The sequence below is a fragment of the Pseudomonas sp. A125 genome (assembly GCF_055409485.1).
This window is the reverse complement of the sequence record NZ_JBUZVP010000005.1, coordinates 288,434-300,261: the sequence shown is the minus strand read 5'-3', so window position 1 is coordinate 300,261 and position 11,828 is coordinate 288,434. Positions and strand designations below refer to the sequence as shown.

9 protein-coding genes are annotated in these 11,828 nt (G+C 60.3%); 1 reads left to right on the top strand and 8 read right to left on the bottom strand.

Annotated features, from left to right (window positions below; translation table 11 throughout):
* Positions 1-94: 94 nt before the first annotated feature.
* The 7 genes from ACZRN6_RS09620 to ACZRN6_RS09590 all read right to left on the bottom strand — a co-directional run bounded on the left by ACZRN6_RS09620 (position 95) and on the right by ACZRN6_RS09590 (position 6,101).
* Positions 95-1,408, bottom strand: a complete 1,314-nt coding sequence (locus ACZRN6_RS09620; protein ID WP_464007821.1) for a hypothetical protein — start codon at positions 1,406-1,408, stop codon at positions 95-97.
* A 49-nt stretch (positions 1,409-1,457) separates the two neighbouring features.
* A complete protein-coding gene (locus tag ACZRN6_RS09615) occupies positions 1,458-2,204 on the bottom strand; it encodes a hypothetical protein (RefSeq protein WP_464007820.1) in 747 nt (248 codons plus the stop codon).
* Between the two features lie 37 nt (positions 2,205-2,241).
* On the bottom strand, positions 2,242-2,922 hold the full coding sequence (locus ACZRN6_RS09610) for a C39 family peptidase (protein ID WP_464007819.1): 681 nt from the start codon (positions 2,920-2,922) through the stop codon (positions 2,242-2,244).
* A gap of 62 nt (positions 2,923-2,984) precedes the next feature.
* Entirely contained in the window at positions 2,985-3,701 is a 717-nt protein-coding gene (locus ACZRN6_RS09605) for a hypothetical protein (RefSeq protein ID WP_464007843.1), read from the bottom strand.
* A gap of 77 nt (positions 3,702-3,778) precedes the next feature.
* A complete protein-coding gene (locus ACZRN6_RS09600; protein ID WP_464007818.1) occupies positions 3,779-4,336 on the bottom strand; it encodes an adhesin in 558 nt (185 codons plus the stop codon).
* A 1-nt stretch (position 4,337) separates the two neighbouring features.
* Positions 4,338-4,784 (bottom strand): hypothetical protein, encoded by a 447-nt coding sequence (locus tag ACZRN6_RS09595; RefSeq protein ID WP_464007817.1) that lies wholly within the window; start codon positions 4,782-4,784, stop codon positions 4,338-4,340.
* Between the two features lie 321 nt (positions 4,785-5,105).
* On the bottom strand, positions 5,106-6,101 hold the full coding sequence (locus ACZRN6_RS09590; protein ID WP_464007816.1) for a FecR family protein: 996 nt from the start codon (positions 6,099-6,101) through the stop codon (positions 5,106-5,108).
* Between the two features lie 152 nt (positions 6,102-6,253).
* Between ACZRN6_RS09590 and ACZRN6_RS09585 the strand changes: the two genes are divergently transcribed.
* Entirely contained in the window at positions 6,254-6,523 is a 270-nt protein-coding gene (locus ACZRN6_RS09585; RefSeq protein ID WP_322145573.1) for a PepSY domain-containing protein, read from the top strand.
* A gap of 40 nt (positions 6,524-6,563) precedes the next feature.
* Here the strand turns inward: ACZRN6_RS09585 and ACZRN6_RS09580 are convergent, their stop codons facing one another.
* A complete protein-coding gene (locus ACZRN6_RS09580) occupies positions 6,564-11,684 on the bottom strand; it encodes a dermonecrotic toxin domain-containing protein (protein WP_464007815.1) in 5,121 nt (1,706 codons plus the stop codon).
* Positions 11,685-11,828 lie beyond the last annotated feature (144 nt).

Below are 11,828 nucleotides of genomic sequence, written 5' to 3'. Positions count from 1 at the left end.
GCTTGTTCGCGAAATTCGTTAACGATAACGCGGGGCTTCTGGTTCCCCGCGTTGCTCTAAGGTTTTTCGCGAGCAAGCTCCTGCAGTGTTCTGTTTAGAAGTAGTACGGGAACTTCAGGCTGAAGCTGAACGAAGGCGCATCCGGCGTGATCCCGATGGCCAGGTTCGGCACGATCGTCAGGTTGTCGGTGGCCGCAATCGTCATGCCCACGTTGAAGTAACCAGCGTTGGCGTCGCTGGAAACCACCGACTGCCAGTCGCCGCCATCAGGCTTGAGCTTGCTCTTGCGTTGCACCAGGTCGGAGACCGAGAACGACATACTCATCTTCTCGTTCAATGCAAACGCTACGCCCGCGCCGATCTGGAAGCTGTCGCCCAACTGGACTTTGCCGGGGATTTTCTGACCGACCTGGGAGCTGATATCGCTGAACGAGTCTTCCAGGTTATGGGTATACGACAGCGAGCCAAACAGCACCGCAGGGTCGAAGGTCTTGACCAGCGAGATGCCCGGCGTGATCGACCACACACCGTTGCCGGTCGGCAGGTTTTCCGGCACGTAGAGGTTGGTGTTGCTCGGTGACTGGATCAGCTTGATGCCAAACGGGTCCTCGCCGGTAGGCGCCTTGACCCGCACCGACACCACCGCATCCGGCAGGTTGACGCTCTCGTCGAGGAACTTGTAGGCAATCCCGAAGTTGATGTCGCCGATGGTCGGGTCGCGGGTCACCGATTGTTCCGAAGTCGCCGTGCCACTGCCGCCATTCGCGCCGCCGGATTGGTAGGTCGACTCGCGGTACACCACCGGCACGTTCACGTCGAACTGCCAGCGATTGTCGAGGTTGTAGCGGCCCGTGAGGTCGAGGGTCCAGCTGTCCGACTTGATCCGGTCCAGGTTGATGTTGCCAAGGAAGATCGAGTCCAGCGCCAGGAAGCCGTTGAGGGTCAACTGGCGCGCGTCATAGCGGGAATAGGTCACGCCGGTTTCGAAGCTGAACTTGCCGTTGCCAAAGAAGCCGCTGGCCTCGTTGTACAGGTTGCTCACGCTTTGCGCCGGGGCCGAATCATCCTTGAGCGACTGGCCGTAGGACGCGCCGCCGGCTGCGCCACCAGAAGCTGCAGCTGCACCGACGCCCGGCGTATTGCCGGCCACGGTGGTGCCGCCTTTCTGAAAGTCTGCAGGGGATTTGGCCAGGCGTTTGGGGGGCGGGGCTGCCGGCTGTTCTTCAACCTGGCGAACCCGTTGCTCCAGCACCGCCAGCGCTTTTTGCTGCACTTCGTAGCGTTGCTTGAGTTCCAGCAGTTCCTTTTTCAATGTATCGATGTCGGTGTCCGGCGCGGCATACAACATGGATGCGGGCAGGAGCGTGCTTAAACAAATTACGGCACGTAACGATAGCGATCGGTGCATGAAATAAGCCGTCCCTTTCTAATGCGCAGGTGTCGAGGCACAGCGTAGTTCAATAACCGTTGGTGCGTAGGGCCTTGAGTTGATTCAGGTTGAGGTTCTGCCCCAAATTGTTCAGGCCGTTGTTGCCCAGTACCACATTGAGTTGGGTCATGTTGCTGACGAAGTTACTGTTGCCCTGCAAAACCGTGCCTTGCAGCACATTGCCGCCGCCGATTTGCTGGGTCACATTCCCCTGGTTGTTACTGGCCAGGATCGCCATCTGCAGCCCGCCGTTCTTCGCCGAAACGCTGATCTGGCCCGCGCCGCTGTTGCCGGTAATGGTCTGGCCGGCCACCAGCGCTTGCCCGGATTGCACGATATTGGCTGGCGACAGGCCGTTCTGGCTGACGTTGATATCGACGTTGTTGTTTGCCGTATTGCCATCGCCGGCGGCGCGTACGCTCTGGGTAACGCCTTGGCCGGTGCCCAGCCCTGAGCCGCCGATGACGGTACCGGTGCCCGTGGTGGGCGTCGTGCCGTTGCCGGTAGTGCTGGTGGTGGTCACATAAAACTGTGGGGTGATGGTCGACGCGTTGACGTGCATGCTGGCCGAGCCGGTAATGCTGTCGCCGGTGGCGTTGGTCCAGGTGCTGCTCATCACGATGCCAAAGCTGATGATCCGCCCGGGCATTACGTAGCGCCCACGTAATTCGGCCAGCTCGGAGTCTTTCATTTCAATCGGCTTGAACACCGATGACGCATAAGCGGGCATTGAGGCTGCCAGGCACATGACCGTCAGCCAACGGTAAGTGTTCATCGTTTGCTCCTGGGGCGTCCTGCCCCTTATTGCGCTTCTAGAAGAAGTCGCTCTGGATAAAACCGAAGTCCATCAATTCACTGTCCCGGACCGGGCTGAACTCATTGAGCTGGTTCTTCGCGGTCAGTGGTGTGGGCGGGGCGAGCAGTACATTGGTCTTGTCGTAGCCTTCGCCCAATACGGCGAAGACGATGCCATTCCAGCCCTTGACGAAGTCCTCGCGGGCGTAACGCTTGTGGCCTAGTACCGGGTCGCCGATGTACACCCAGTCTTTGTCGGCACGCTGCATCACCACGAAGTGCTTGTAGCCGCGGATCTCCAGCAGCACCACCACCGGGATCTTCACGGTGAGCAGGGTGTCACCGTTGATCCGGTAACCCCGGGCGCGCATGCCGATGCTTTCCAGGTAGCGTTTCATGTCCAGCATGGAGAAGCCCTGGGTGCGAACCAGGTCCTGGTCGGCGTTGACCAGCATGCCCTTGATGATGTGGTCTTCATCCACATCCATCCAGTAGGCCTGGCGCAGGATGGTGGCCAGGGCGGCGGCACCGCAGCTGAAGTCGGTTTTCTGTTCCACCAGGTTGGCGAACTTGCGTTCACGGATGCTCTCGACCTTCTTGTAGATCACGCCACCGCCGGGCATGGCGGCAATCGCCATTTGCCCTGCCCAGGTCGGGCCGGTGAGCAATAACAGGAAGGTGAGGGCGATGATCCGCATGATCGAATGGCCTGGTGGACACTGGAATAAAAAAGGGGCCTTGTTGCCAAGGCCCCGTTGGATCAGAAGCGCACGCCAGAGGCGATCACAGTGGTGTTGCCTTGCTGATTGCCCACGCCAGCCGAAATGTTTGCGCCCAGGTTGCCGGACGAACCATTAAGGGAGTTATTTGCGCTGGCGTTGTTCACGACAGGCAGATAGCTGGTGCTGTGATGGCCCGATTGCACAGCCACGGTGTTCAGGTAGGCATTGTCTACGCTGGTTTGGGTGGTGTTGCTCGAAGCCGCTGCAGCAGTGCCGCTGGCACTGGCAATTGCCAGTTGGTTTTTCTGTTGGTTGAAGTTGCCGGCCGAAGCGTTCAAGCCCAGGTTGCCGGAGCTGCCGTTACCCGAGTTGTTGAGCGACGCGTTGTTGTGGGTAGCCACTTGTACGGAGATATTGTTGCGGTTGTCCTGGGTGATGGTGCCCAAGGCAAACACAGCGTCCGCATCGCCGGCGGCAATGGCGGTCTGGTTGTCTTGTTGGTTGCCGTCGCCGGCAGCGATGTTGACCTGAGCGTTGCCGCTGCTGCCGTTCACCGAGTTGTTGGCCGAAGCATTGTTTTGAGTGCCGAGGTTGAGCACGCCGTTGCCGTGGCTCGACTGGGCATCAGACACCGCAGCAACTGTGGATGTCGGGGCAGGTTGAGGGTGACCGCCATGGCCACCGCCGTAGCCACCTGCGTTTGCAGCAACAGCCATGAGAGCAGTCAGAGCGAAAACCAGTGGTTTAAGAGCCATTGTAGGTTTCATGGTGTATCTCCTTGCTTCTAATTAGTTGGTTAAGTGTTGGTACGGTGCAGCTTGCGATCCAATGCTCATTGGATCTGCACATTCAGGGCGTTAGCCATGCGGTTCCCCACCCCGGCACTCTGGTTGACCTGTACCACTCCACGGCTGCCGGTGAAGGCCTGGTCGCTTGTGACGACCTGGCGGCTGCCAGTGGTAGAGGTAAACCCTGAGTTTGGTGACAGCGCCACGTTCTGTTGCGACATGACGCCGTCGTCGATGCTTTGCGGGCCAGCATTCACGCTGATCCGCACGGCATTGATCATCTGGTTGCTGGCCCCGGCCGACTGGTTGACGCCCAGTACACCGCTGCCATTGCTGAAAGAGTTGCCCTGGATCGCCACGCTGGTGTTTTGGGCGCGGCCTGCAGGTGCGCCGCCGATGGTCTGGCTGATAGCGCCGCCAGCCTGGGTGTTGCTGCCTGTGGCAATGGCGCGGCTGTTGAGTTGTTGCTGCTGGTCACCGGCCGCCTGGTTGATCGAGACAACGCCGTTGTATTGCTTGCCGGAGTTGTCGATCACTGCGCTGTTGTCAGCCATGGCCGAGGAGCTGGCGAGGATCGCGAGGAACAACCAGGAATATTTCATCTCACTGGCCTCCCATCATGGCGCCGATGTTGTTCAGGGGCGCCATGCCGCGGGAGATTGAGCCGTTGATCTGGCCGGAGAGGCTGGAGCCGCCGCCATGGCCGGCCGCTGCGCCTGCACCGAGGCCCACGCCGCCACCGTTGTTGGTCAAGCCGGGAAGATTGCCGCCAGGCAAGATGGCGCGCGTGATGCTGGAGCCGCTACTGATGCTGGCGTAGTCGTTATCGCTCAACTCACTGGTGGCCCGCAGGATCTGTGGGGCAGCGTTGGCATTTACGGTGACGGGGTTTGGGTCGACGCCAGCAGTACGGCCGGCCATGTGGCCCTGGACGGTGCGTTGAATCACGATCACACCGTCGCCTGCCGCGAGCACTGGAAGGCTCACGCTGGTACTCAGTACGCAGCTGATCAGCAGAAGGCTCAATGAGCCCGGATTAAGTGTCTTCACGACGGCATTCCTTATTCTTGGCGCTGACCCTAAACAGCGCTGTCAGGAAGAGAGCAGGAGCTGTGCCGCTTTTTATTTTATGAAGTCATTCAACGAGTTATGCGTTCTGGAAAAGGCGCGCCTGCAGGATGTGTTTCAAATGTGAGACGAGCGGCCTGTGTTCAACTCGCCCGGCACGTGTCTCAGGGATGAAACACTGCGCGCCACAAACCCGACAGTCCGCAGCCGGCTGTCAGTTCAGCCGGTGCAAGTGTTTCAAAAGTGGACAGTTCCAGGCACGCAGCGGCCTTGGGGCAGGGCACGCGCCCTGCCGCCCGAGGGTCAGCTTTTTGGGGTTTTACGCGGAATGGAATTGAGTACGGGGTTGCCGTCCTGGTTCTGGGTCAGGTAGACCGGCAAAACCTTGGGCAGGGAGGGGACGAGGTTAGACACCTCGTTGATGTTGTAGATGCCGCCAATGCGAATTGCGCCGGTGCCGGCGTCAGCCAGCATTACCGGTTTGCTCAGGTAGCGGTTGATCAGCGGCAACGCATCGGCCAGGGCCAGGTTGTCGAGGATCAGCTTACCCTCACGCCAGGCCAGGGCCGTGTCGCCCGGGGCAACCGGCTGGGCCTGCGGGGTGATATCACCACGGCTGTAACTGGCCTGCATCCCCGGAGACAGGCGCAGGCCACTGTGGGCCTCATCGCTGGTCACCAGCACCGAGCCCTGCAGCAGCATGACCCGCACATGGTCTTCGTATTTCCAGACGTTGAACTGGGTGCCCGTCACCTGCACCTGGCCGTCCCCTGCATGCACAATGAAGGGGTGCTGCGGGTCATGGCTGACGTTAAAAAATGCTTCGCCCTTTTTCAGGGTGACCCGGCGCTGGTCCTTGTAATTGCTGTAGACCAGCTCGGTGCCCAGGTTCAGCTCAACCTTACTGCCATCATCGAGGGTGACCTGGCGCAGGCTGCTTTGGGCTTCGTAATGCTTGTATGAGCTGGGTAGCCAGCCGACTTCCCAGCCGGTAAAGGCCGCCAATGGCAAGGCTACCAGGGCTATCGCCGCGGCTACTGCGTAGTTGTGCAACCGGCTGCGAGGCTTTAGCCGGACCACGACAGGGGCCGGTTCGCTGCGGGGCAGGTGGTCGGCAACGTCCCAGATTTCCAGCATCGCGGCATATTCGAAGGCATGCAGTGGGTGCGCATCGTGCCACTGCTCGAAAGCCTGACGCTCCGCCGTTGTGCAATCGCCGGCGTGCAAACGCATGCACCAGTGCGCAGCCGCATCGGTGATCGCGTCATATTGGGCTTCTGAAAGGGACTTATCTGTCATTAACTCATCCTGATTTCCCACATTCTAACCTCCCCAGCAGGACGGCGAGAACAGCGATCATGGCGAATGCACATCAATTGGAACTAATTCTCGTCTGCAAGGCCCTAAAAAATCAGGACAGTGCAGACTTAATCCCTGAATGGAGTACCAAAATGTTTAAGCAAACCTTAGCCGCCGTCGTCGCAACCACAGCCTTGCTCAGTGCCGGCGCTGCCATGGCGGACAAGCCGGGTGCCGGCTGGATCACCATCGAGAAAGCCATCGAGGCTGCCAAGACCAAGGCAGGCTACATCGAGGTCTACAAGATCGAAGCCGATAACGATGGCTACTGGGAAGGTGAAGGGCGCAAGTCCGACGGTATCGTCTATGAGTTCCGCATCGACGGTGAATCTGGCAATGTGCTGCGTGACCAGAAAGACTGATTGCGCTGGCGGGTGCAGGCGCTGGCCTGCACCCCGTCCGTTACGGCGTGGCCTCGGCAATCGAGGGTACCGGGTCCAGCTGGCGACCCAGGGTTGTGATCAGTAAGGTCAGTGAGTCGGCGTTATCCATCTGGGTATTGAAGCGCCGCGTCAGGTTGGTTTTGAAAATCCCCCGCGCATTGCTCAAGTCCACGCCTCCTGTGGTGGCAAGAATTTGCTGCCTTATGTATTCGTCGTCCGGGTCGGTTCCCACATCGGCCTTTGTAGCGCCTTCCCCGTTCCATGACTTGAACAGTTGCCCTATGGGTGTGCTCAACGAGTAGGCATTCGCCTGCAGGTCTTGCAACCAGGTGCGAAGGTCGCGGCCTTCCTGGGTTTGTACCTCGATCAAGTCCGAAAACGGTGATGATGAATTCAGGTACGCCACGTCGACCGTATTGCTGACGATATGGGTCAGTTCATGGATCAATGTCGTGGCGCGGGCGTGGATCTCCTTGTCGAAGTGATGGGTCAGGCGGCCCTCATACTGACTGGTGGGCGGGTTGAAGAAGTTCTCTGTGAGGTAGATGCGCCGGTCGGGATCATCGTCGATGACAAAGGCCCAATGTCGCTCGGGGTCGGCAATATGCGCGCCGGAGATAAACCGGGTGGAATTGAGCGAATAAAGCGACGGTTCCAACGCTTCGTCAAGGACGGCGGTAATCGTCTCCAGGAGTTTTTCCGAAAGCTCCTGGGGAAACTTCCCGGGCCCGGTGTCTGGGTCGATCGGTACCCCAAAGAAGCGATTGATAAAACGATGCACCCGCGTGACCGGGGGGTATTTGGGGTCCAGCAGCTTGATGTTCTGCTGGCAGTTGTGCAGGTAAAAGGTTGCCAGGTCCAGTGCATCCACGATCACCTGGGCGCGGTGCGGCGATATGCGGCGAATCTGCGCCATGCCGCGGGCTTCGACGTTCATGGTGCTGCGCACCACTTCATTGACTTCCCGGCGTTCAAGGTACCTGCTGAATCCGGGGCCATGGCGGCGTCGTGCCGCACGTGTATCCAGGGCCCACCGGCGGTCGCTATCCAACAGCACGTACGGCCCCTTGGAACGTGCACTGAAAAGCCGCCATTGCCCATTTGCCGTCTCGGCCCGGTAGACCTTTCCCTCCAGGGGAAGGTAATGGTGGTTATCGGTGGCGGTGTAGACCCCGGAACTGGCAGCGGTCAATGGTGCCAGGCTGAGGTCGCAGGTTTCGAAGGGCTGCCGCTGGGTGCGGGCCTGGTCGGTGATGCCGATCTCTTGCCAGGTGCGGGCTTTTTCCACGGGGGCGGCTTGCACCGGGGTTGTGGTTGAAACCGGCTGCTCATTCATCAGGTCCCGCATGGATGCCATTTGGGCGACGCCTGCGATAAATGTCTCCAGGGCATGGCGCCAGTGGTGTTGTTGCAAGTCTTCTGCCGAGGCCTTGAACAGTTTATAGCTCTGCCAGATCACCAACGGCAGCATCACCTTGGCGGGCAACAGGCTCTGCGCCTGCTGAAGGCCTTGGGTAAACAGTGCCTTGAGCGTGGCCCAGGGGCCCTGGCCGGCGGTGTGGGTTTGCTGTTCGAGCATGTTCGACATCAAGGCGATGTTGTCCCGGTACAACTGTTTGAGGGCATGGCCGTTGATGGGGTTGGACGCCAGGGTGATTTCCGCGGTTTGCCCGACGGTGCTGGCCCAGAGGTTTTTGTAGGTGGCCCGTTCGGCCGTCGGCAGGTGCTCGACCACCCAGTCCTGCAATGCGCCAGGCAGGTTGAGCCGGTGCAAAAAATCGGCCTCGTCGTCAAACTCCTGGAACGCCTGCGTCGGGTAATAAGGCGTATAGATGACCAGCGGGCCTTTTCCCGTGGCATTGAATAAATACACCCCCAGTGCCTTGATGGTTCGGGCGCCGGCGGTGGCGATCAGCTCCAGGGGACGAATGAGTGCCGTCGTACCCTTGACGGCGGCGCGGGCGATGGCATCGGGCATGTCGAGAATCTGCGTGATCAAGCCCATGGCAGTGGGCGACAGCTGCTCCTGCAGCATCAGCCCATGGGCATGTTGCAGCAGTTGCCAGGGCAACTGCCGAATAAACCGCCGCTCGCGCTCCGCGGCCCCCAGGTTGCCCGGAGTCAGGTGGCTGGCCAGGTAGCGTTGGTTGTCTTGCTTGAGGGGCAAGCGGGCGAGTATCTGGCGCACCACGGCTGGCGTCAGGCCGGTGGCGGTGGACTCGACGTCGAAAGTCGCGGCCTGCTCGGTGACATGATTAAGCGCGTAGTCCACCAGGTTCTGGCGCTGGCCGGCCAACACCAGCCTGGGCGTGATGTGTACGTTTCGCGCGTCAACCCCATAGGCTTTCAACACGTCGTTGAGCGTGTCACTCACATAGCTCGACAGTGAGGGAAAGCCGTCGAGGTAGTCTTTGTCATCCTTGAGGCTATGGCGATATTGCTCAAGGATCTCGCAGTGCCGTCGCTGCTCCGGTATCGGTGCCATCCCCAGCCAGGCGGGCAGAGCCTGCTGCACCATCAAGGTCTGGGCGATCCGGGCTGTGTGCATCAGGTTGGTGGCAGGCAACGCTCGCTCCAGCTCACCCAGGCGTTTGAGCAGGGCGCTGCCAGGCAGGCCGAGCGCCAGGCAATGGGCCCTTTGGCCGATGTAATGGTTGATCCAGGACTGCTGGCGGTGCTGGGCCACCGACTCGTTGATCAGCAGGAAGCGGCCCAGCACGTAACGCTGGTGAGGCTGGCGCTGGATGGGGTCGAGGTTTGCCAGCAGTGTTTCGCGTCGGTGCGGATCAGACAGCCGTCGCTCAAGTTCGCTTTGCAAGCGCCCCACGTCGGTGAAGCGCTCCAGGCCCCCGGCGGGCATCCACAGCAACACCCGCCCGGAGTGAGAAGGGTCCAGGCCACCACGCTCGGTAAGTACCGTACAGTTGGCCAGCGATATTCTTTGCGGCTGGCCCTGGTGCTCGACCGTCACGGCGTAGGCATCGGGAATAAAACCGTCCAGGCCCAGGCGCTGATGGCGGTTGGCATGCTGCAGGTCGAATACCGTCTGGATCATTGCCTCGTCCCGGCTGTCCAGGCTGTTATTCAGGCGCCGCAGCCGGGCTTCGCCTTGAATGGCCACTGACATGGCGTGGGCCATCGATGCCTTAAGCTGTTCCAGATGCTCGCGGGGGAGATCGGCAATGCGGTGGTTGTGAAACTGCACCAGCGTATCGTCAAGAATCGCGTTCGCCTGCTCGATTTTCAGGTTCAGCCGTTGGGCCGCGGGGCCGCTTCCTTGCACCTGGTATAGGCCGTAGGTGGCGGTTTGCGGGATAGGTCCCGTGCCTCGCGTCAGGCGGTCGACGAAGCAGGCGGTCAATGTCTGGCTTTGCCGCGGCGCCTCAGGTTCGGTAGCCCTGGCGGCAGTGTCGTAGCGGTTGACGAAAATCTGGTCGGCAGCAGTGTTTATCCGATGACGCTGGTTGAGTTTGGAGGAGAGTGTGGTGTTCACACGAGTCGCCAGCGTGGGTTGTGCCCGGACCCGTTCAGCCAACGCTTGCTGGATACTCGCCAGCTGCTTTTGCATCAGGGCGGTACGCTGCGCAGTGGGTGAGACGGGGCGGGTCGGGTCGGCCAGCACGGAGTGGGGCGTCCAGCGCCCTGCGGTATCGAGCGCGAGGAGGCGGCTGTCGATCATGTAGCGTACGTCCAGTGCGTGATCCACCAGCGCTGAAGGCTCGATGCCGGCACGCGTGCGGCGGTACAGGTCCAGGGCATACGCGAGGTTTTGCTGTTGTTTGGCAATGATGTCATCGAACAACTGCGCAAACAGGTTGCCGCCTATGCGGCTGCCGGAAAACTGGGGTGCCTTGAAACCGATAAACAGTGCCCGCTCTTGCAGCGACATCAGGTTGTAAAAGTCGTCTTCGTACCCGGGCGCCTTGACCATGGCCTTGAGAGCACTCATCAAGTCCTCGTAGCTTCCCAGCACTTGAAGGCCTTTTTCCGAGGTGTAGAAATACGCTTTGGCATTGCCGATCAGCAGAGTGTTGGCCAATGTCACGACATTGGCCGGGTGCTCCCAGATGTGTGGCCGCTCGAAACGCAACGTTTGGCTATCCTCCGGCGCCGGGCCCGACGACAGGTAGAGCGCTGCCAATGAGCGGCTTTGTTCGGGGCTGATAATGGCTTGCTGGCGTTTGAGCAGTATGTCCAGTCGCGCGTTCGCGGCCATAACCTGCGCGAACCCGCTGCGCCGTGATACGCCTGGCGACAGGTCGGTGTTCCAGAAAGTCTCCAGGACGCTCTGCAAAAAACTGATCAGTTGGCCTGCGGCCTGCTTGATCGCGGTTTCCCAGAGCTGGGCGTCGCGGCTGCGGCGTTGTGGGTCCTTGGCATCGGGCGGGCGCTGGGGGTGGAAGAACTCCCGGGTTTGCCCGGCAGGCCAGGCCTGCTCGCGGTAAAACAACAGCAATGCGTTATTGATGGGCAGTGAATCCAGCCAACGCACGGGGTGGGTGGCGGTAGGCCGAGCGGCAAAAAAGCTGACTTGGGTGTCGCCCGCAAACAACCCGGGGAACAGCGGGCGGGCAACGCTTTCAATCAGTTGGGTCAGCAGCGTATCCAGGGACGGTAGCTGCTTTAACGTTGCCAGCAATACCTCGCGGTTGTTGTTTTGGTAGTGCTTAAGGATTCGCTCCTGGTCGCCAAATACATCCCCGGCAATGTCCTCGGGCGTCAGCACCGGCGTGGTGTCCAGCACGGGCATTGTCTGTTGCAGCAGGGGCAGGAAACACAAGAGTTGTGCCGCCTGGGCAGGGGTTTTCAGGCGTTCGCCCAGCGCGGCCAGCAGCGCAGGCCGGTGGTCGAATTTTTCCAGCCCGCCATAAGGGGTGTAGAGGAACGCGTGTGGGTAAACGCTGGTTGAGCTCATGATGAAGCTGCCGGCCAGTTCGAACGCGTGCGCGGTGTTTTTATTCAGCCAGACGCGCTGCGCGATCATCGGCGGCGTTTTTTCGCGGCGCCCGGCATCGCTGGCGATAAATACCTTGCCCAGAAACTCGATGTCCTGGGGGGTGATGTTCAACTGGCGCTCTCGGTCCAGCACCTTCCAGCCCACGCGCATGGCTTCGGCGAAAAAGTAGGGCATCGGGTTCATCCTTGCGATCCTTGGAGAGATAGGGCACTAGACGCTATCGCGCCTCGCCAACCCCGGGGCCTAGATATGTCTGGGACTGCCTGTCGACAGCCACGGGGCAAACCCTGTCTAATCGGCAGTCCGAGTCTTCGTACGCTGTTGCCC